Annotated in this window: 30 protein-coding genes; 13 read left to right on the forward strand and 17 right to left on the reverse strand. The window is 60.3% G+C overall.

Annotation, left to right across the window (positions count from 1 at the left end):
• Window positions 1–10 precede the first annotated feature (10 nt).
• The 17 genes from V7M64_RS14060 to V7M64_RS14140 form a co-directional block, all read right to left on the reverse strand.
• A complete protein-coding gene (locus V7M64_RS14060; protein WP_333679888.1) occupies window positions 11–2,020 on the reverse strand; it encodes a hypothetical protein in 2,010 nt (669 codons plus the stop codon).
• Window positions 2,017–3,462 (reverse strand): phage terminase large subunit, encoded by a 1,446-nt coding sequence (gene terL / locus V7M64_RS14065; protein WP_333679890.1) that lies wholly within the window; start codon window positions 3,460–3,462, stop codon window positions 2,017–2,019. Before terL ends, V7M64_RS14060 begins: the two co-directional genes overlap by 4 nt.
• A complete protein-coding gene (locus V7M64_RS14070) occupies window positions 3,455–3,772 on the reverse strand; it encodes a hypothetical protein (RefSeq protein WP_333679892.1) in 318 nt (105 codons plus the stop codon). The genes terL and V7M64_RS14070 overlap by 8 nt, the downstream gene beginning before the upstream one ends.
• A gap of 22 nt (window positions 3,773–3,794) precedes the next feature.
• Window positions 3,795–4,094, reverse strand: a complete 300-nt coding sequence (locus V7M64_RS14075; protein WP_333679893.1) for a hypothetical protein — start codon at window positions 4,092–4,094, stop codon at window positions 3,795–3,797.
• 32 nt (window positions 4,095–4,126) lie between these two features.
• Complete coding sequence (locus tag V7M64_RS14080) at window positions 4,127–4,294, reverse strand: hypothetical protein (RefSeq protein ID WP_333679894.1); 168 nt, start codon at window positions 4,292–4,294, stop codon at window positions 4,127–4,129.
• Window positions 4,284–4,649, reverse strand: coding sequence for a hypothetical protein (locus V7M64_RS14085; protein ID WP_333679895.1), 366 nt, complete (start codon window positions 4,647–4,649; stop codon window positions 4,284–4,286). The genes V7M64_RS14080 and V7M64_RS14085 overlap by 11 nt, the downstream gene beginning before the upstream one ends.
• Complete coding sequence (locus V7M64_RS14090; RefSeq protein ID WP_333679897.1) at window positions 4,646–4,939, reverse strand: hypothetical protein; 294 nt, start codon at window positions 4,937–4,939, stop codon at window positions 4,646–4,648. Before V7M64_RS14090 ends, V7M64_RS14085 begins: the two co-directional genes overlap by 4 nt.
• On the reverse strand, window positions 4,936–5,481 hold the full coding sequence (locus V7M64_RS14095) for a glycoside hydrolase family 19 protein (protein WP_333679899.1): 546 nt from the start codon (window positions 5,479–5,481) through the stop codon (window positions 4,936–4,938). Before V7M64_RS14095 ends, V7M64_RS14090 begins: the two co-directional genes overlap by 4 nt.
• A 221-nt stretch (window positions 5,482–5,702) precedes the next feature.
• Window positions 5,703–6,425: a hypothetical protein gene (locus tag V7M64_RS14100; RefSeq protein ID WP_333679900.1), complete on the reverse strand. Its 723-nt coding sequence runs from the start codon at window positions 6,423–6,425 to the stop codon at window positions 5,703–5,705.
• 15 nt (window positions 6,426–6,440) lie between these two features.
• Window positions 6,441–6,647: a hypothetical protein gene (locus tag V7M64_RS14105; RefSeq protein WP_333679901.1), complete on the reverse strand. Its 207-nt coding sequence runs from the start codon at window positions 6,645–6,647 to the stop codon at window positions 6,441–6,443.
• Window positions 6,648–6,667: 20 nt separating this feature from the next.
• Window positions 6,668–6,931, reverse strand: a complete 264-nt coding sequence (locus tag V7M64_RS14110; RefSeq protein WP_333679902.1) for an HNH endonuclease — start codon at window positions 6,929–6,931, stop codon at window positions 6,668–6,670.
• A complete protein-coding gene (locus V7M64_RS14115; RefSeq protein ID WP_333679903.1) occupies window positions 6,928–7,410 on the reverse strand; it encodes a hypothetical protein in 483 nt (160 codons plus the stop codon). Before V7M64_RS14115 ends, V7M64_RS14110 begins: the two co-directional genes overlap by 4 nt.
• Complete coding sequence (locus V7M64_RS14120; RefSeq protein ID WP_333679905.1) at window positions 7,407–9,194, reverse strand: toprim domain-containing protein; 1,788 nt, start codon at window positions 9,192–9,194, stop codon at window positions 7,407–7,409. Before V7M64_RS14120 ends, V7M64_RS14115 begins: the two co-directional genes overlap by 4 nt.
• The gene (locus V7M64_RS14125) at window positions 9,194–10,099 is read right to left on the reverse strand and encodes a DUF1376 domain-containing protein (protein ID WP_333679907.1); all 906 of its coding nucleotides are present in this window, start codon (window positions 10,097–10,099) and stop codon (window positions 9,194–9,196) included. Before V7M64_RS14125 ends, V7M64_RS14120 begins: the two co-directional genes overlap by 1 nt.
• 193 nt (window positions 10,100–10,292) lie before the next feature.
• Window positions 10,293–10,679 carry a hypothetical protein gene (locus V7M64_RS14130; protein WP_333679909.1) on the reverse strand — a complete coding sequence of 129 codons (387 nt, stop codon included), beginning with the start codon at window positions 10,677–10,679 and terminating at the stop codon, window positions 10,293–10,295.
• Window positions 10,676–11,632, reverse strand: a complete 957-nt coding sequence (locus V7M64_RS14135) for a phosphoadenosine phosphosulfate reductase family protein (protein ID WP_333679910.1) — start codon at window positions 11,630–11,632, stop codon at window positions 10,676–10,678. The genes V7M64_RS14130 and V7M64_RS14135 overlap by 4 nt, the downstream gene beginning before the upstream one ends.
• Window positions 11,633–11,873: 241 nt before the next feature.
• Complete coding sequence (locus V7M64_RS14140) at window positions 11,874–12,209, reverse strand: hypothetical protein (protein ID WP_333679911.1); 336 nt, start codon at window positions 12,207–12,209, stop codon at window positions 11,874–11,876.
• A gap of 159 nt (window positions 12,210–12,368) precedes the next feature.
• On the opposite strand from V7M64_RS14140, the gene V7M64_RS14145 reads away from it, so the two are divergent.
• The 13 genes from V7M64_RS14145 to V7M64_RS14205 all read left to right on the forward strand — a co-directional run bounded on the left by V7M64_RS14145 (window position 12,369) and on the right by V7M64_RS14205 (window position 20,016).
• On the forward strand, window positions 12,369–13,265 hold the full coding sequence (locus V7M64_RS14145; protein WP_333679912.1) for a S24 family peptidase: 897 nt from the start codon (window positions 12,369–12,371) through the stop codon (window positions 13,263–13,265).
• A 169-nt stretch (window positions 13,266–13,434) separates the two neighbouring features.
• A complete protein-coding gene (locus V7M64_RS14150; protein WP_333679913.1) occupies window positions 13,435–13,677 on the forward strand; it encodes a hypothetical protein in 243 nt (80 codons plus the stop codon).
• 2 nt (window positions 13,678–13,679) lie between these two features.
• On the forward strand, window positions 13,680–14,075 hold the full coding sequence (locus V7M64_RS14155; RefSeq protein WP_333679914.1) for a hypothetical protein: 396 nt from the start codon (window positions 13,680–13,682) through the stop codon (window positions 14,073–14,075).
• Between the two features lie 41 nt (window positions 14,076–14,116).
• Window positions 14,117–14,341 (forward strand): hypothetical protein, encoded by a 225-nt coding sequence (locus V7M64_RS14160; RefSeq protein WP_333679915.1) that lies wholly within the window; start codon window positions 14,117–14,119, stop codon window positions 14,339–14,341.
• Window positions 14,338–14,634 (forward strand): hypothetical protein, encoded by a 297-nt coding sequence (locus tag V7M64_RS14165; RefSeq protein ID WP_333679916.1) that lies wholly within the window; start codon window positions 14,338–14,340, stop codon window positions 14,632–14,634. The genes V7M64_RS14160 and V7M64_RS14165 overlap by 4 nt, the downstream gene beginning before the upstream one ends.
• A gap of 37 nt (window positions 14,635–14,671) precedes the next feature.
• Window positions 14,672–15,010, forward strand: coding sequence for a hypothetical protein (locus tag V7M64_RS14170; RefSeq protein ID WP_333679918.1), 339 nt, complete (start codon window positions 14,672–14,674; stop codon window positions 15,008–15,010).
• Between the two features lie 5 nt (window positions 15,011–15,015).
• Window positions 15,016–15,825: a DUF2303 family protein gene (locus tag V7M64_RS14175; protein ID WP_333679920.1), complete on the forward strand. Its 810-nt coding sequence runs from the start codon at window positions 15,016–15,018 to the stop codon at window positions 15,823–15,825.
• Window positions 15,826–15,895: 70 nt separating this feature from the next.
• Window positions 15,896–16,192 carry a KTSC domain-containing protein gene (locus V7M64_RS14180; protein ID WP_333679922.1) on the forward strand — a complete coding sequence of 99 codons (297 nt, stop codon included), beginning with the start codon at window positions 15,896–15,898 and terminating at the stop codon, window positions 16,190–16,192.
• A 20-nt stretch (window positions 16,193–16,212) separates the two neighbouring features.
• Entirely contained in the window at window positions 16,213–17,259 is a 1,047-nt protein-coding gene (locus V7M64_RS14185; RefSeq protein WP_333679923.1) for a hypothetical protein, read from the forward strand.
• Complete coding sequence (locus V7M64_RS14190) at window positions 17,256–19,004, forward strand: YqaJ viral recombinase family protein (RefSeq protein ID WP_333679924.1); 1,749 nt, start codon at window positions 17,256–17,258, stop codon at window positions 19,002–19,004. The genes V7M64_RS14185 and V7M64_RS14190 overlap by 4 nt, the downstream gene beginning before the upstream one ends.
• Window positions 19,005–19,045: 41 nt before the next feature.
• Window positions 19,046–19,441: a Gp49 family protein gene (locus V7M64_RS14195; RefSeq protein WP_333679925.1), complete on the forward strand. Its 396-nt coding sequence runs from the start codon at window positions 19,046–19,048 to the stop codon at window positions 19,439–19,441.
• 3 nt (window positions 19,442–19,444) lie between these two features.
• Entirely contained in the window at window positions 19,445–19,651 is a 207-nt protein-coding gene (locus tag V7M64_RS14200) for a hypothetical protein (RefSeq protein WP_333679927.1), read from the forward strand.
• A gap of 20 nt (window positions 19,652–19,671) precedes the next feature.
• Window positions 19,672–20,016: a hypothetical protein gene (locus V7M64_RS14205; protein ID WP_333679929.1), complete on the forward strand. Its 345-nt coding sequence runs from the start codon at window positions 19,672–19,674 to the stop codon at window positions 20,014–20,016.
• Window positions 20,017–20,021 lie beyond the last annotated feature (5 nt).

Here is a 20,021-nt window from a genome sequence, read left to right on the forward strand (position 1 = left end):
TGCCCGGGCCTCAGATTTGGCTGTCTTGCAGCGCTTGCAGAGCGGCGCCTTGGCGGCCATCGAGCGGCGGCGCCGACGTTCCCGGTTGCGGCGATGCCTGCGGCGCGCCTGGCGCACCGTTGCCGAACGTGCCGGCGATTTCCTGATCGATATCACTGTTCGGGAAGAAGTTGGACAGGTCGTAACCTTGCTGGCGCAACCATTCGCGCGCCAGGTATTGAGCGCCTTGTCGCGGGATGATGCCGGCTTGTATGAGAGGGTTGATGACTTGCAGCGTCTCGATGCTGCGCGCTTGTGCCTGTTCTTTCTGCAGCAAGCCTTCTGCACCTTTTGCCACTACCTTGGCGTCCGCCTTCAGGCTTTCGTCCGGGTCATACAACATGTTGAACGTCCATATTTGGGTGATCGTCGGTTCGATGCCGTCACGATCCATGTTCATGATGACGTTCTTGATGCCTTTGAGCGCATTGCCGTAGAGCAACGACAAGCCGCCCATGGTCTTCGCGCCACCGCCGACCGCCGACGTGTTGCCGTAGCTGTACGCCGGCACGCCGCTGAAATCGTCCGCCATCACCATGAAGCGGTCGAAGATGCCCATCAATTCCCCGGCTATCGATGGCATTGTGATAAAGCGAATGGCGGCACCTCCACCACCCGGCGCGTTTGATGGCTTGGTGTAGTACAACCTCCAAGGCTTGATTTCCTCGGGCCTGTCTTCCGATTCGTCCAGACGGTCCACATCCACCTCCACGATGGGGCCGGATGCGTAGGCCATGTTTCGCAATAGCGCTCGCGCTGCCGCGTTGGCCGAGCGCTGAAGATGGCGGATAAGTTGCGGAATGCCTTCGCCCCAGAACTGCCCCGGCAGCTTGTTGAAGCTGGTCACGCGGTAGGGCCGCCGGCCGAGCGGGTCCGGGTTGATCAGTGCGCGAATGACGTACTCGCCAATCAGCCAGGCATTGCACTCGTATTGCGCCTGCGCGTCTTCCACCTCAATGCCCCATTCCTGCAACACCGAGCCTTGCACGCGGCCCCAGAAGTCGATCACATCGATCGTCTCGCCGGACGCCCACAGGTTCGCCTGCTTTTTCTCGCTGCGCGCGCGTTCGCCGCTATCAGAAAGCCAATCGCGATAGCCGTGCTCGTATTCGTCGAGCGCCAGCCGAATGGCATCTTCGGAGAAATTGGGCAGACCAATGCATTCGTACAACTTGGCCTTGGTCATCCGCATGATTTCGATGATCGAATTGGCGTCCTGCGGCGTGGATGCCTCCGGCGAGGGGTACAAGTCCAGCGGTGAAACGCGCTCGCACACCAGCATCGCTTCGGTCGACGTGACCAGGCTGTTGCCGTCCCACTTGAGCGTGCGGCGGTTGCGCACCACCGGCCCCTTCAGCACGCCGGCTGGGTAGGTGACGATATCTGACTGCCACTGCTCAAAGACCGCCTTCCAGCCGCCTTCCGTCATCTGATCGTTGATCTTGCGCGACATGCGATCGCACGCCTCGGTGGCCAGGCGCTGCTGCTCGGCGAGCGCGGTGTTGCGCAGTTCCTCCACGCGCTGCTTGATTTGCTCCCTATCGACATACCCGCGCGCCATCACTTCCCGGCGCACAAGCTCGGCCACCTCCACGTTCAAGTCCGCCGACAAGTCGGGCAGTGGCGTTGGCTCGATCACCCACGGTTGATCCTCCGCGTTGACCAGCACGTCTTTGATCCACGATTCGGCTGCGCGGCATTTGAGCCCGGTGACGTTGATGTAAACATCCACCTCGCCCACTTTGGCCTTGTCGTCCGGGTCGTACTCGCCGTTACGCTGGCGCGTGCATTGCAGCATCGTTTCCTGGATGCCGCGATTCACTTTGTGGTTGCGGTTTTCCACCCAGCATTCGCGGATATGCGCAGCCAGTTGGCTGATCGGGTGCGACGCCTGGATATCCTTTTCTGCCTGAAACCGCGCGCCCGGTGGCGGAGCCGCCGCCAGCACGACAACCTTGTCGCGCAACTCCGGCAAGCTCATACGATCAACACCTCGTGATTGCTACGCGGCCGGCGGTTGTCCAGCCGAGGCCATTTGACCGGCATGTCCTTGATGCCGGACAGGCCGTCGAAAAAGTCGTCATGCCGCCCGGCGGGAAACGGCTGGTATTCCTCATCGCGAAATTGCGCGATCAGATCACGCGCTACGCCTTCGCTGTCGGTTTTCCAAAGCGTGTCCGGCAGCCACCAGCGGTTCGATTCGAAGTCAGGTGCCAAGCGCTCGATGCGCGCTTCCTTCGCGCCATGCTCGGCCAGCGCCAGCACCGGGAAGCGGTAGTTCTCTCGGTTCTGGGCTTCCTGCAGGTATTCAATGTCCTGCTCGTGGCCCGTTTTCTTGTAGCCGGTGGCCAGCGGTCGCCATTTGCGGTGCAATTCGATCACCGTTTCGGCGCGCTGCTTGAGCGTCAGCCGGTCGTACACGGCATCAACGAGGTAATAGTTCTCGTCGACGTGCAAGCCGATCACCAGCATCGCCGTGTAGTCGCTGGTTTTCTTCTGCGTACGCGCCGGGTCGATGATGATGTACCGATTCATCGCCCACACCGCCTTCATCAACGTTTTCATGTCGTAGTAGCGCAGCCATTCCTTGCGGAATACGCCACCGCCCTGCCGCTGTGGCCGGCCTTGGTATAGCGCTGTCCACTCGCGGGAGCCGACCGTGATGCGCTTCTTGTCCAGTGCCTCCGCTGAAAACCGCTCCGGTACCAACGCGTCACCGGGCTTGCGCCCAAGCAAGTCATTCTCTTCGGCAATCGCCGGCAGGTTGATCACCTGCCAGTCCTCATGCGGATGTTCATGCTGCAACCAGCCGGCGAGGTCTTCCTCATGCCAGCGCGTGTGCATCACGATCAGGATGGCGTCTTCCGCCAATCGCGGATAAACCACCGACTGATACCACTGCTGCACATGCTTACGGAACGTGACCGACTCGGCCTCTGCGCGGGATTTGAACGGGTCATCGATGATGAAGACCTTGGCCGGAAAGCCGGTGCCGCCGCCGCGAATCGTCACGCCCAGGTAATTGCCGCTGGATGTGGTTCGAAAATCCGTCTTCGCCGTACTGCTTGGATCCAGGTCGCATGCGGGGAAGATCGCCCGATGCATCAACGACGAAACCGCCGCACGCACCGCGCCACCGTTCAGCGCCACCAGATCGTCTCCGTAGCTGGCCGCAATAATCGGCCATTCCGGATGCTTGCCCAGTATCCACGCCGGCAACTTGCGCGACACTAGCTCCGACTTACCGTGCTGCGGTGGCGCCTGAATGATGATGCGCCCGCGCCCCTCGGCTACGGCCTTCTCAAGCACCTTGGCCAAGTAGCGGTGAAACGTGTTTGGCCGGTACTTTGGATCGATCAGCAGCGAATAGACCGTCAAGCTGTCGCGCCCGGCGGCAATCATCGCGGCTGATTGCTTATTCATCGAACTCGTATCCCACGCCGCGAAGCATTTCGCGCGCAATGGATTCCTGCTGCTCTTTGGTCAGCGTGTCGCCCACGTCCATGGTGCCCACCGCGCCCTTGTGTTCCACCGATGCGAGCTTCGGATGCACGTAGGGTGCGGCCTTGTGGGCTGCGTCCAACCGAATGGCCGCGGGGAGCTTGCTATTGCGCATGGTCTTCAGCATGTAGTCCAACGGCGTCAGGCCGCTTGCCGCTACGGCTTTCTCTCGCTCCGTGGTCGCCTTGTTAGGGGTGCCTTTTTTTCGGCCACCCGATTTCTGGCCTTTCATCTACTTCTCGTCTACTTGCGGTCTACTTTAGGCGCAGCAGGGCACACGCCAAGCCAGTGACCAGGATGCCCAGCACGCCACCGAATGCCGCTCCACGCCAAAACAGGCACGTCGAACAATCGATATAGAACGCATCCGCAACACGGTGCAGTGCCCAGCCAATCCCCTTCATCAACGGGACTTCGGCATCTTTATCGGGATGCGCTTTTGCACCATCTTCGGCTTGGGCGTCGGTGGGGTAAAAGGCTTGGCAGGCTTTGACGGCATGCCCGAACGCGAAACGCCACGGCAAGAGGAACAGGCCATGCAAGATCTCCTTCAAGGAATCAACAGAACCAAGGCGCTGCGACGCACCTAACGAATCACACCAGTGGCACGCAGCCCTTCCACGCATTCGTGCTCCAAGGCACGCTTTGTCACTTCGGCCTGGTAGACGCTCATCATCTGGATCGCCCAGATATCCATGTCCCACAACTCGGGGAACGGCGGCACCATCTCGGCAGAGCCAGCGTTACAGTCCACGCGCGGCGGCGGCATTGGCACGTGCTCGGGCCGCGTCGAGTTCGGCTTGCACGCCGTCAGGGCGAGTACAAACACCAGAGACAGGGGCCTCAACGTAAATCGTGCGTATTCGTTCCGTCGCGGCATGCGCCTCGGCCTCCATCGCCGGCAGCTGCGTGCCGAGGTTGTCGTGTAACTGGGCGGTACCGGCGGCACTTTCGCCGTCACGACGTTCCGCCTCGCTCCGGGCAGCATCTTTCGCTACCGCTCGGGCGACTTCGCATCGATGTTCCGCAACGCCTTCACCGGCTTGATACGCCAGCGTAAGCATCGCGCAGGCACCCATTGCGCCCAGCAGGATCAGCCACGCCTTCACTTATCCTCGCCCCGCGTAGCTCCGGCAAAGCGCCGAAAGAGCAAATCGATCACCTGCGGCCCACCGATACCAAGAATGGCGCCCAAGCCAATCAACTCCATGATGCCCATGTGCGGAAACTGCGTAATCGCCAGGCCCGCAGACAGCGATGTCACCGCACCGGAAATGGCATGGCCGATCAGCACCCGCCACTTCAACGGTTCGGAGCCATTGAGCAATTGCGCAATCCGGTAGCCGGCGCCAATCGTCGTCAGCGCGCAAACGGTCACGAACTGCTCCAGCTTCGTCACGCCACGCCATCCTGCATGCCCAGCGCGGACTTGGCCTGCGCCCAGCGCTCATGCCGATCCGCCAGGCCATTGGTGCCGCCGTTGATACGGCGCGTCAACGCAACGAAGTCATTGCGATCAGCCATTTCGTTGCAACCGTGGGTCTTCCACCACCATGCTGCCGAGCGAGCGGCATTTACGGGCTGCTCCAACAGTTCAGGGTGATGCAGAAGATCCAGGCCAAGCCCCTTCGCCGCCTGCATGTAGTTGAGCCGCCCCGTGATCTGAATCAACCCACGGCCGCGAAATAGATACCCATCCCCTTTCACCGTATTGCCCAGGTCCGCACGGCCCTCATAACGCGATTGCGCCGCCGTCGGTCCCCAGATTTCCTTCGTGTAGACGAAACCTCCCGACTCGTGCCCCGTCTGCGCAAGAAAGGCAGCCACGCGCGGAAACGTGTCGATCTGGAATTCATCCATCGCCGCGCTGACGTGCGGTGCCCATTCAGCAGCGCGTGCCGCGGGCACTCCCGTGACAAGCCGGAAGGTTTCAACATCCATAAACGCGCTCTCTTCGGCATAAAAGGCCGGCCCAGTCAGCGAGCGACCGGGAACAGGGGGAATCGAAGGCCGCAGCGCGCCGGGGTCTCACGACCGGGGCATCAAGGGCGCATGTAACGGCTGGGCCGGCAAATCAAAACAAAGGCCCACTAACAAAAAACCCCGCACAAATGCAGGGCTTCGTAAACGGGCTTAACTTTGACTGATACGCATATTAGGGATTAATTGGGCACCCTTACAGTGCCCAGGCCGTCGTGAAACTGCTGCGACGCGCGCCGCATGCTCTCCGTACACAGCGCCATAGTCCACTCGTACACACGATCCCACCCTTTGCGATACCCCATCCAACTTACGCCGCAAGCTTCAGCACGCGATCGCTCGCTGATGGGGCGATGACCACTACCCAGGCAAAGCGGGCACAAACACAGCGCGCCCGTATCGTTCGATCGGTACGCGCGCCCATTGCATCCGCTGCAAAGTCCGGCTCCCTTCATTTCATCGATCACGGCACGACGTACGCGTGTGTAACCTTGGGCGGGAACAGGAATGCCTTGCTCCATCCAAGCCATGCGTGGCCAACGATCGCCATGGGCCTTTGCGTAGAGCATCTGCGCCTTGTTGCCATGTGCCGCTACCGCCAGCATCGCGTTGAGCATCGCATCCTCCCGCCGCTGCCACTCCAGGCGCTGCGCTTCGGCAAGGATCTCGAGCAAATGGCGTTCGGTGAGTTTGGCTCCATCCGGCCACCACACTTGGCAAAGCATTTCCCTGCCGATTCCATCCTCAACATAACCAAGGGCCGCGGCCACGTCCTGCGGTGTCAATTCCGGGATGCCTCCCGAGCCCACATCGAATCGAACGTTCTTCACGTTGAGCCTCGCCATCAGTTTGCCCACGTGCATGGCACTACTCCTCCCTCTTCCGGAGTTTTGTTCGCGGCGCATCTCGGTCAGCGCATTTCATACCTGCATTTCCCCGCCGCCAGGCAACGCATAGATCAGCGCGCCACGTTCATCACGGGACGGTAACGGCAAGTTGCTGAGATCGCGACGGCTCGTCACCACGCGTACAGGGCAATAGATCGCTCCGAAATCGCTGCAAATCTCCAGGTGCGGAATCCAGCCCTGAAGGGTGTGTGTTCCATTCCGTTCCGTCTTCTTAGTCATCGTGTCGCTCCTTTGTGTTATCACGCTGCCAACGCCCTGAGTGTGTCCGCGAGCAACGTCAGTTCGTCGGCCTTGATCACCTTGAGCATGGCGCGATCGCCATGAATCCCATGCTTTCCAGTGTGACAACTGGGGCACAACGGAATCACCAGCCAGTTGCTGGCCCGTTGCGCCATGCCAAGCGTTTCGCGGATGTGGTGCAGCTGCACGCCGTGCGCGCCGCACACCGAACACGGCAGCGTGGCTACGCGATCCATGTGCCGCTTTTCGGCTTTCGTGGTCATGCCGCCTCCACCATGCAATCGGCCATCGCCTCAATCCGCTCCGGCGCCAGATCAGGCCAATACCGCGCCGAGATGTAGCGGCACAGCCCGGCCATCACAGCGTGAAACTCGCCCTGATCCATGGATTCAAAGGACAGCGAATGCGGCACGCGATAGCTGCACGGCCCAATACCGGGGAAATTCAACGCAATCTCGTCGCAGCCCACGTTCGCCTCGATCTGCAGCCGCTTCAACACCGCATGCGCGTCCATGCCTGCGAACGCTTCCAGGTTCTCCACGCACAGGGCTCCCAGCTGGTGAGCAAGCCGGTGAAAGCGGGGGTTGCGCGGCTTCTTGATTTCCACGAACACCAGGTCACCCAGGTGATAGCCGCGGTTGCGCAGCCGCGCCACCGTCACCTGATCGGCAGGCATCAGCGCGCCCTTATGCACGCGCATGGCAAAGCGCTCGGGCCGGCGCTTATGCGTGGCTTGGCTCATGCCACCGACCTCAAATGGATATCCAGCAGCGGGCGCGGCTTTACGTCCGGCCCACCCATAAACTGCGTGGTGCCCTTGTCGAACCACAAAGCAATCGACGGCTCCAGACCCGTGGCGCGCTGTTTCAGCACGTTGAGATACGTGTGCGCATGGCTCATGTTCGGAGGCAACGGCGGCTTTTCTTCCTGATCCGCATACCGCTCCAGAAAGCGTTCCAGCGGTTTATTGCGCCAGATTTCGAACACCGTATCGACCATGTCGGTAATGCCGCCGGAGCCCTTCACCGCCATCTTGCCGGCGGGCTGGTTTTCGTTGTCGCCCTTGCGCATATGCGCCACGATGGCAACGTGCGTCTCTTCAATGCGCGCGAAATCGGACAGGCTTTCCACAAATTGCTTCTGCCCGCTGTAGTCGTCATCCGCAAACCCGCACTTGGTCAGGTTGTCGATGACAAACAGCTCGATGCCATACCGCTTGCGGGCATAGCGGAACACCTCCAGGATGCGCGACGCCTTCGCGGCCGCTGCCACATCGAACGCCCATAGACAGCCCTTCAAGGCGCGCACAATCTCCCGCAAGTACGCCTCGGTGGGGGTATTCGTACCGGCAATCAGCCGCGCCATGCGCATCAGCCACACCGGTGTACGGAACTCCATCGACGCCACGCAGCAGCGCGCCGCATGCATCACCAGATCAGCCACCACGTGCGACACCACCGCCGACTTGCCGTGGCCATTCACACCTGCCCAGATCGACGTTTCGCCGGGACGCAGCTTCACCAGCTCATGCGTCTTGCGCCAGGGCAACACCATGCCATCGTCGACCCGATGCAGCTCCGCAATCACCGCATCCTCGAACTCCGCCGCGCAGCGCAGTTCGGAAGGATCCAATGTGCGCGCGTCTCGCAGGCACCCGGCCATGTCGACCACCGACACGCCCTCTTTCAGGCAGTCATTGGCATCTTTGAAGGGCAGGCGCACCACCCTGCAACGCTCGCGACCCAGGCGATCGGTAATTTCCCGCTCCGCCTGCTGGCCAGGCCCGTCGCTATCCAGGCTCAGGTAAATGGTGTCGTACAGCGCCAGCCTGTCGAACTCGCTGGCAATCCATCCCTGCTTCGCACCGCCGCCACCGCCCATTGGCACCGACAGCGCGGGAAAGCCGTAGGTGTGCCACGCCATCGCATCCAGCTCGCCCTCGCAGATGATCACGCTGCGCGCATCCGGCGCCACGGCCTGCCAGCCGAACAAACATGGTTCGCAATCCGCGTCCTGGCGAAACTGCTTGGGCAGCTTGCGATACTTCGCCGCGATCAGCTCGCCGTCACGCAAATACGGGAACATGACCGCACCATCCCGTGTCGCCACGCGATACGCGCGGACGCTGGCCTCCGCCAGCTTGCGCTCACCCGTCAGCCACGCCAAATGCTCGGCCGACAAGCCGTGAACTCCTTCGCGCGTCGGGCGGCTATAACGCTTCACCGGCGGGTCCAGGCGATCTTCGCGGATGCCCAGGTAGTCCATCGCCTCCTTGCACGCATCGCGCAAGTCGAGCTTGCGGCACGCCATCCACAGCCCGATCAGATCACCCGATTCGCCGGAACTGAAATCCGCCCACACGCCCGCCTTATCGCCGGTCAGATGCACGCCCAACGACTGCCCCGCGTCGCCTTCCGTAGAGCCGGCGCGCCACTCCTGCCCTGCCCGTTTGCCGTGCGGCAGCAGCAAGCGCACCACGCCATCCACCTGCGAGGCCAAGCGCTGCGCAATCTCGGACGCGCGCATCAGACCGCCCTCCGCGATTGCTCGGCCCAGCTTTCGTCAGCCGCGCCGATGGGAGGCGTCTTGCGCGCTTTGGCCGAGGCCCGAAGCCACGCCAGGGGATCGGTCACGTCGTCGCTCTCGGCCTTGGCCAGCAGTTCCGCTGCACACAGGTCCCCCACGTCTTTGCGCAGCAATCCGAGGAAGCTGCGCGCCGGCCGTTCCTGCACGCCCTTGCGGCAGAGGAATTTCAGCCCTGTCCCGAAAATCGGATCAGGCGGCTCCGGCGCCTCAGCGCCCGGCGAAGCCGGTAGCTTTTGCTCTTGCTCTTTAATCCCTGTCCCTGTCCCTCTCTTAGCCGTGTCAGGTCCGTGACATGTCACCGTGACAGGTGGCGTGACATGACCCGTGACAGGCGGTGTGACGTTTTGGTGTTCCAGCAACGTGACCGCAAGGCCACGCTGTTCCACCAAGTCACGCAACGCCGCCGTCCTTTCATTCCAGTGCGGAACCACGCCGATAGCTCGCAGCGCTGCAAAAGCAGCCTTGCGCCAAAGGCGTTCGCGCTGCTTACGTACCTTCTCGTTTTCCTTTTCAGCTTGGAAGTCTTCTCGCTGCGTCCACGCTTCCAGCGCTTTGTCGGCCACGACTGGGTGATACCACCGGCCGTCCGAGCAGTGGACAAAGCCGCGCATTGCCCCCTGCTTCACCTTTTTCCAGCTTTTTAGATCACGACCATAGCCGGCGTACGTCGCCAGCGAAGCATCGTCATCGGGCAAACTTGCCGCAGGCACCTGGTTCCATGAGGCGCACCAAAGCAGCACCGCCGCGCGAAATTCATCCCCGCTGGCACTGATCGCAAGCTGGCTGTCGCGCAAGCGATTCACATCCAGAGGCATAAACGGCAGCCCGCGCAAATCGACATCCATGGGGACCAGCGGCTCCCTCATTGGTCGCTCCGTGCCGGCCCAGCAGAACGATGCTCCCTTCCGTCAGTAACCGAGCCTGTATCAGGTGATGCGGAGAACAAATGCGGTTGCCGCACGTGGCGCACATCACCATCCGCCTGCCCCCGGCGGACCTGCGCGAACTGGAGGTCATGCCATGCTGGGGGATGCTTGCTCATGCAGCTATCCCCTTTCGTACCACTGAAAAATCGATATCAACCCCGCCCGGCGGTGACGCCGCATCGACACCATCACGAAGCGCGGCGGCCACGTCATCCGCATGCAATCGCAACCGCGACAAACGTGCGACACGCGCGCCATAACCGTGTCCGAACGCATGCCTGGCGTCGCCCTTGCGATGCACATGCACCGAAACGCCGTGCGCATGCGGATCACCATACAAGCCGCGGCACGGCTCGCCCACGATAGCCCCGCAATGAGCGCACGGCACCAAGATCACTGACGCATCCGTCAACATATAGCGCCCGCGCTCGCTGGGGACGCGAACGAACACCAGGTTTCCCGTTGCGTGATAAGCCGTCAGGCCGATCGTGAGGCTCATGCGGCCATCTCGCACAATGCAAGGTCAGAACTGCACCCACCGCCTGACTGTTGATCGAAGAACATCTGGTACTGCCTACCACCACGGCTAGTCTTGCTCCACTCCACCAAAGTGCGTACTCCTGAATAAGTACCGGGACGATCTACGTCCGTGGGATCTGTAACTGCGGCGAAGAAGGTTGAGGACCGACGCTTATTTGCCGCCGCAACAATCGCCTCCCATTGCTCGATGCGATCGATATGATCGGGAAACTGGCGTGCAATCTCTTGCAGCTCATTCTTTCGGCAATTGATACAGGGCATACACCCGACTCGCCCCATGCCGAGCGCATAGAGGGGATTGGGCCTCAGGGCATGCCGGCGATGCATCGCCCAGACATCTTCCAGTGACCAATGAAAGATCGGTCGCCACAGCATGGAACCGGCTTCGTGATGGTTGAAGCGCGGCTGCTTTGCACGATTCCGGCTTTCGGCTGCGCGAATGCCAAGCCATTGAAGAACCGGTCCGCGGCGCAGCATGGGGCCGACGACCTGGAATGTGATCGGAATTGTCTTCAATTCATCAGTGCAGAACTGAGCCATACGGGAAGGAAATCGGCCCTTGCTGATGCAAAGGTCTAAGTAAGGATTCCCTGTCGGCGCGTGTAAGGCGGCAGCTTCCTGCACAATGTGGTCCGGAATGCCTTCTAGAGGCCACCTTTCCAGGATGTAGGCTTTGTGCTTGGCAAGCTGGCGCGAGAAATCGGCACGCACCACCTCCACCTTGGGACCACCGGTCCGCTCATGCAGGCGAGCAACATATTCCATCGTCAACTCATGCTCGTTACCGGTATCGGCGAACACAGCGCGAAACGGACGGCCTGACTCCATGGCGAGCAGATAAGTCGCGGTCGAATCCTTACCGCCACTTACATTCACTAGGTGTTGCACCCTAGAGAGATGCCCACAGCTCATGCAGCCTCCTTTTCAGGCACCACCCCATGCTTGCGGGCGCTCAGCTCACCGGCACATGCCAGACACCGGCCAAACCATAGGCGGCCATGCTGCACCGTCCAGAATTCCCGTGTGGCAGGGTGATAACTATCCACGCCATAACCTAGCTGTGCACAGCGCGGGCATAGCCGGTATTCGCCATCTGCCCGCGACTGGAATCGCGGCAACTTGATCGGCACCGCAGGATTCAACACCGTTTCCATCACGCCACCTCCTGCATCAATCGTTGCAGTTGCTCCACCACGCCAGGGATAGCCGCCAGCGCTTGCTGTTTCAGCGTGGCCTGGTCCTGCAGATGGCGCGCAGCCCAATACAGCGCAGGCGTGCGATCGCCGAACTCGGTCATGTACTTCTCGATCAAAGCCGGATCCAAGTTGCGATCGCCACTGAGCATCGAGCTGAGATTGGACGGCTGACAATCAATCGCCGCCGCCACCCGGCCAAGCCCACGTTGATACACACACGCCGCAAAACATTCACGAATGCTGCTGTAACGCTGCGCAAGGCCAGGTTCAAAACTGAGGGAAAGCTGTTGCATGGAAATGCCTGATACGAAGTCTTATCGGTGCTTATCAGCCGTGGCCGGCAAAATTTTTTGGATGGACACACATCACGCCACCTTTCGCTCAGTCTCCGCACCCACTTTCGCCAGCTTCGACTCATCGCCAGACTTTCCGCACCTCAAGAGGTGCAGCTCATGAAGCCTGATAGCGAGGTTCCCTCGAGGGGATTTGCTTCGGCCCGAGGCAAGGTCACCAATGGTCGATGGCGACGGACAACCGGTTTGCTCGGCAATCTCGGCATAGGTCATGCCGAGGCTCTTCAGATCAGCGATAAGGGAGGACCAAGTTTTCATACCGCTCAACATACGGTATTCCGTAACAAGAAGTCAACGGCATTCCGTGACGGATTTCCGTTGCAATTTCACCCCATGAATACAATCGGTGACCGTATCAAATTCGCCCGCGAGCATGGCCCGGCAGGCAAGGTCTCAAGGAAGGAGCTTGCCACCTATGCCGGCATTGCCTATTCCACCCTGTCTGACCTGGAATATGGCGAATCAAACTCGACCACTGCGCTCTACAAAATCGCCAGGCGCCTGAAAGTTCGCGTTGATTGGCTGGAGACCGGTAGAGGTCCCATGGAAAGCGAAGAGGAAGAAAACCGCGAGGAAGGATGGTCGGACATTCTGGGCGTCAAGCAGGCTGCAGCCTTGGGCGACGGCGCCGTGCCAGACGAATACGCCGAAACCCACAAACTGAAATTCCGCTCCGAGAGCCTGCGCCGAAAACATCTCAACGCGAAGAATTTGGCCGTTGTCTATGGCAAGGGCGATTCCATGGAGCCTACCATCAAAGACGGTGATGCCATCCTGTTCGACACCAGCGACACCCAACCGCGTGATGGTGGCCTCTTCGTGATCACCTATGATGGTGAGTTGTTTGCCAAGCGACTGATGGAGCTGGACGGCATGTGGTATGCGAAGAGCGATAACGGCACCGACCCAAGGTGGCGTAAACCCAAGCGTCTCGACCCGTCGCGAAGGCTTGAGATTGCTGGCCGTATCCGCTGGATTGCCGGCTGGATCGACTAAAGCACCTTTTTCTGTTCCGTCTCAAGCCCGCCACGTGCGGGCTTTTTTTAGGCCATCCATTTTCTACACTCTATCGTTCTAAAATTAATTACGGAATACCGTTGACATTGGTAAACGGTATTCCGTAATATTTGCTCATCGCCGGTCACCACCGGCAAGGAAGATGAGCATGAACTCCATCGCCAATGCCGCCGCACTGATCCGCGATATCGATCCGGCACTCGCCGCGGTGTTTCTCAGCCAACCCTTTCATCGCCGCACCGCCGTGCAAGCCCTGCATCAAGGTATGAGCCGCAGCAACGTATATGCCGCGCTGGCTGACAAAGTGGCCGTAACACTCCATAGCGTGCTCGATCAGGAAGACCGCACTGCCTCGCTGCTCGCAATCAGCACGGAAGGCAAGCAGGCATGAGCATGAACACCATCCCCTGCTTCGTCGACTACGCTGACCGTCAACGCCAGCATCACGATGATCTAGCCACCCGCGACGCCGAAGCCGAAACCGCCGCCCTGGAAGCCATGCTCGAAGACAGCGAGCAGATCAACGACTTCCTGGCCGACACCGGCGCCGACATTGCCACGCTGCTATCGCACCTGATGGTTCGCGGCTTGCCCCAGCGTAATGACCTCCCTTCCGACACTCGGCGCCTGGACTGGATCGTCACGCAGTTGGACGCACTCGAAGTCAAGTTTGAAACCTGGGCACACACCAAGCGCGCCGGCACGACGCCACTTCAACGGTGGATGGATCGCGCGCAGAAACAGGCAGCCAACGACTTCGCCGCCTACGTCTGGGACAACGCCGCATGACACCCCTCGACGTCCTTCATCCATCGAAAGGAGATCGCCCCGTGAGCAATGTCATTCAACTGCATGCCACAAACGCCGCCAAAGCCGCCGGTGTTTTCGAAGCCACGCTGATTGCCGCCAAGCGCATGGGCTACTCCATCGACGCCGCCCAGCAAGCGGCAGGTCATGCGCGCAACACTTACAACGCTGGCCAGCGAAGCCCAGCGCGCATCATCGCCGACAGCTACGCGCAACTCCGTCAGAACACGCACCAGGTGTGCGCGTGAACACACCAGCACCCTGCACCGCAACGCTTCAGGATGAACTGGTGGAAGAACTGCGCAAAGCGCACGACATCATCCTGATCACACTCTCGCACCTGCATGGCGAACATCTACTCCAAGCCATGGGCGACATCCAGCGTGCACACATGGAAGGCGAAGGCTCCACGCGATTTCACGAGCGCAAAGCATTGCTCGAACGCGCACGCATGCATTCCACCGTTTCGCCAGCTGCGGCAGAGGAATCTCCCTCCCCCTGTCCCCACTCTGCCGCGGCTGGCACCTCACCCAATCCCTGATGGCTCGCCACTGAGCCGCCCCACCATGGAGCAACCCATGAAACAAAACCAGCTATACGACCTGTTCGGCGAATTGGACGCCGGCATCTTTATCAACCAGGTCACGCGCAGCCTTGCCGATGTGGCACTTGGGTCGGTGACCACCGGCAAGCCGGGCAAGGTAACGCTCACCTTCGATCTCAAGCAGATCGGCACCAGCAACCAAGTGCACATCAAGCACGCCATCAAGATGACCAAGCCAACACCAAACGGCAAGGTCACTGAAGAAAACGCCACGGAGACTCCCGTCTACGTCGGTACCGGCGGCGTGTTAAGCGTGTTCCCTGATAAACAAGAGAGCATGTTCAAAGGTGCTCCCAAGAAGGCGGAGGGCTGAGCGCCATGGACGATATCAAGCTCATTCAGGACACTGCCGTCACCGCGGCCGGCGCACGTCGCTTTCGTGCCGATCAGGCAGACCTGATTACCCTGGCCAAAGACGAACACCTCGAATCGCTGGAGCCCTACCAGGGATCTCGGCAACGCTTCCGCGGCTCGCTTAAAACCAATTCGCTGCTGGACTTTGCCAGCTACGTCAAAGCGCAGACCGCAGGAATCTACCCCGGATTCGTCGATGTTGACCGCATGGCTGCCACGGTGTTTTTCAACCTTGGTGATGAAGAGTTTCCGGGACATGCCGACTGGCGCGCAACGCTGTCCATGCAGCCGACGGCTGCCTATCTGGCGCTCACCCAAGCCAATGGCAGACGCTTCAGCCAGGCCGACTTGATCGACTGGCTGGAAGACTGGCATCACGTACTGAATGTGGAGTTTGCCGATGGCAACAACTCCCTGGCCCGCGCCATCACGGCTATTCGCAAACTGAAGATCACCACCAAGGCCGAAGAAACCCATGTCAAAGGTGACTTCACCGCGAGTCGCGGTGCGCTGGAAGAAGTCGAAGCCTCCAGCTCCGACGCATTGCCCACCGCGTTCTTTCTTGTCACCACACCCTACGACAGCCTCAGCGAACGCACCTTCACCCTGAAGCTCTCCGTGCTGACGGGCGGCGACAAGCCTGCACTCGTGCTGCGCTGGTTGCAGAAAGAACAGGTACAGGAAGACATCGCACACGAGTTCAAGCAAGTGCTTGGCGATCAGCTTGGTGATAGCGCCACGCTGACCATTGGCACCTTCGAACCCGGCAAATAGCGACAGCACCGTTTCGCTACGTCACCCATACAACACCGAGCCGGCCGGACAGCCGGCAAAGGATTCAAGCATGAGTGCCACAAAGGAAAGCGCGCCCCGCATAGACATGCTCGACGTTCAATCGTCGCAGATTCACAGCATCGGCCACGATCCCACGACGAATACGCTCGCGATCCGCTTTTTCAAAGGCTATGGCAGCGACAAAACTCCGGGTTCGCTCTATCACTACAGCGGGTTCTCATCCGAAGACTTCGCAGCGTTCAGGGCTGCCGAGTCGCTGGGCAAACACTTCCGCGATCACATCAAACCGCATGCGGATAAGTACCCGTATCGGCGGGTCGATGTATTGCCGGCAACGGCCGCTTAAAGCGCTAGGAGACCCATTCGATGAATTCCTCCGCTCAAGCCCTCGCCGTTCGACAGGAGTTCGACGGCACCAACACCACTCTTGCAATCCCTGAAACATCTTCCACCGCTGTGGCTGCGCAAGCAAAGGCCATGGTCGAAGCGCGTTACGTGATGGCATTGCGCCGCCCACGCCAGTGGGATCAAGTGCGCCAGGATCTGCTGAAAGAATGCAAGCGCCCCAGCTTCGCCAATAACAAAAGCGCCTACTACCGCAAACCCATCGGCAATGGCGTGGAGGGCTTGGGCATCCGCTTCGTGGAAGTCGCGCTGCGCTGCATGACCAACGTGCTGGTGGAGACCAGTATGGTCTTCGAGGACGACGTGAAGGAAATTCACCGTGTCTCCGTCACCGACCTGGAATCCAACCTCACCTATCCGCTCGATGTACGCGTCACCAAAACCGTCGAACGGTCGAAACCCTCCGACGACGGCACCTACATTAGCGTGCGCAAGAACAGCTATAACAAACCGGTGTATACGGTGCCTGCCACCGACGATGATCTGCTGAACAAGCGCGCCGCGCAAATTTCCAAGGCAATCCGTACCCTGGGCTTGCGCATCATTCCAGGCGACCTGCAGGACGAAGCCGAAAGCATCATCAAATCGATCCGCCTGGACGAAGCCGCACGCGATCCCAACGCCGAACGCAAACGCATCGCCGATGCCTTCGGAGAAATCGGCGTCAAGGCCACTGACTTGGCCGAATTCCTGGGTCACACCTTGGATACCTGTTCGCCGGCAGAGCTGGTCAACCTCCGGGGCATCTACGGCGCGATCCGCGACGGTGAATCCTCGTGGAAGAGTGTCATGGAGAACAAAGCCGAACAAACCAAGGGCGCTGATTTGAAAACGCTGCCGACGTGCAGCGAAGAATCATTCGCCAAAAAGAAGGATGCATGGCGCAAGGCCATCGAAGGTGGCAAGGCCGTCAATGATCTGATCGCCATGATCCAGACCAAAGAACTGCTTACCGATGCGCAGATGGCAGAAATCGCATCGTGGGCGAATGGGAGTGCCGCCCCATGAAGGTCCTCAACCTCGTTCAAGGTACGCCGGAGTGGCACGCACACCGTGCCACCCACTTCAACGCCAGCGACGCCCCAGCCATGCTTGGCGCGTCCAACAACAAGAAACGCACGGAGCTGCTGAGGGAGGTTGCCAGTGGCCTCCAGCGTGAGTTCAGCGATTACGTGCAGGAGCGCATCCTTGATGCCGGTCACGACTACGAAGCCAAGGCCCGTGCGATCGCCGAAAGCATCGTTGGCGAAGATCTGTATCCGTGCGTGGGCGAGGAAGAGCGCTATTCCGCGTCGTTCGATGGCCTGACGCTGCTCGAAGACACCGCTTTCGAGCACAAGTCCCTCAACGAAGCACTACGTGCCGCTTTCGTCGAGATCGAAGCCGTCGCGCCCGAGCACCGAGAACGGCACGCTGGTCAGTTGCTGCCAGAACTCTATCGCATCCAGATGGAGCATCAGTGCCTGGTATCCAGCGCACAGCGCGTGCTCTTCATGGCATCGAAGTGGGAAGGCGATCACCTCATCGAAGAGCATCACTGCTGGTACTACCCCGACTTGGGTCTGCGTGACCGAATCATTGCCGGCTGGGACCAATTCGCTGCCGATGTAGCCGTCTACCAGCCAGAACCTTCCGCAGCCCCGCTGCCCATCGGCCGCGCGCCCGAAACGCTGCCAGCCCTGCGCATTGAAGTCACCGGCATGGTCACCGCCAGCAATCTGGCCGACTTCAAGGCGCACGCCATGGCCGTGCTGGATGGCATCAACCGCGACCTTCAAACCGATGAAGACTTCGCCGATGCCGAACAGACGGTGAAATGGGCCAAGACGGTCGAAGACAAGCTGGAAGCCGCCAAAGCTCACGCGCTTAGCCAAACCGCTGACATTGAAGCCGTGTTTCGCACCATCGACGACGTATCTGCAGAAACGCGCCGCATTCGGCTGGAGTTGGACAAGCTGGTGAAAGACCGCAAGGAAGCGCGCCGCGGCGAAATCGTAGATGCCGGGCGTCTGGCCGTGCTTGACCACTACAACACCCTCAATGCAACGCTCGGCGAATGTGCGCTTCGCGCTCCCGATGGCCTGGCGCATGAGATGGGCGCTGCCATCAAGGGCAAGCGCTCCATTGCCAACATGCAGGAAGCCATAAATGCCGCGGTGGCCAACGTCAAGATCACCGCCAACCAGATGGCCGAGCGGGTACGAACCAACGTTGCCATCCTTGCCGACCAGTCGACCTACGCCAGTCTGTTCCCTGATCGCGTGCAGCTGTGCACGACGAAGGCACCGGAAGACTTGCGCAACTTAATCGCGGCGCGCATCACCGAACATCGGCAGCACGAGCAGGCCAAGCTGGACGCACAACGTGAACAAGTGCGCGCCGAGAAAGCCGCACGTCAACAAAGTGCGCAGCAGAATGACACCACGACGAGAGCCATCGAACCCGAGCAGGCGTCGCTCCCTGCCGGCGGAGGCATGGGCGACTACACCGGGGAGCTTCGGGCGGCTGGAGAACCGGGAAGGGTCATAGCAAAACCACCCACCTCTACCTTGCGGCTCGGCGATATCAACACGCTGATCGCCCCGCTTGCGATCACCGCCGAAGGCCTGGCCAAGCTGGGCTTCGCCCCCGTCGGCATGGAGCGCGCCGCAAAGCTCTATCCCGCCAACGCCTTCCCCGCCATGTGCGCCGCCATGCAGCGTTCGCTGATCGCCGCTGCGGACCATCACACAGCCCCGCTCAAAGCGGCATGACGTCGAATGCGCAAGAACGATTTTTCAAAAAGGACCCACCCATGAAAATCGACACGATCGAACAGGACATTCAGGCCAAAGGTCTCACGGCCCCGCGCGTAACGCTCGCGGAGATCGAAGCCGAAATCGTCAGCACGCACTTTTTCACCGCCGCCCAGGGCGATGCAAAGATGCTGGAAGATGGCGCGTTCGCCAATGGCGTCACCATCAACGCCGCGCAGATCCGCCCCATACCGCCAGAACTTGGCCTTCTCACCTTCTGCGTGCTGATTCTGCGCAACGGATTCACTGTCACCGGCGAAAGCGCCTGCGCCAGCCCGGAGAACTTCAACGCAGAAATCGGCCGCAAGATCGCGTTCGAGAACGCGGCCGAGAAAGTGTGGATGCTGCTGGGCTTCCGCCTGCGCGACAAGCTTGCGGCCAGCACTGAGGCGTGATCGATGATCGAGCGCATCGACATCTCACGGATCCACGTGCTCGGCGGAACCGACGATGACGCCCGCCGATTCGTAGAAAGCGATTTCAAGATTCGCAGCGGACTGTGCCCCAACGGTCATGGCCTTCTCCAGGAAACCGACTTTGGACAGGCCTGCGAGCAATGCGGGTTCTCCACCAACAAGCGCGCCGAAAAGGTAGCGCATCAATGAACGAAGATCGGACACCAAACATGAAAACTCTAATTTTCGGCGGCTACAGCGACGACACCTTTGGCGAAGTGACGCCTGGCGGCGACGATTTCGACAACTGCGCCAGCGGCAACCCTATCGAGTGGTTGGTGGAATCTGCCAGCGAGCACTGCAGCCTGATCGTGTTCGGTCAGTACTGCCCCTCTCATGCAAACGGCTGGCTTGTGGGCGTAGCACCGCACGATGAATCCGGGGATGACTTGCCGTTGCCGGCGTGGCCCATGCGCATCAAGCCAAACCCCGATCGCCCCTTCGAATTCGCGCTGGAAGTTGACGTGCCGGATGACACGACGATTCGGTGCCTGCAACGGTTGAATCAGGATTGAGTTGA

Source organism: Dyella sp. (assembly GCF_036746095.1).
Lineage (GTDB): Bacteria > Pseudomonadota > Gammaproteobacteria > Xanthomonadales > Rhodanobacteraceae > Dyella_B.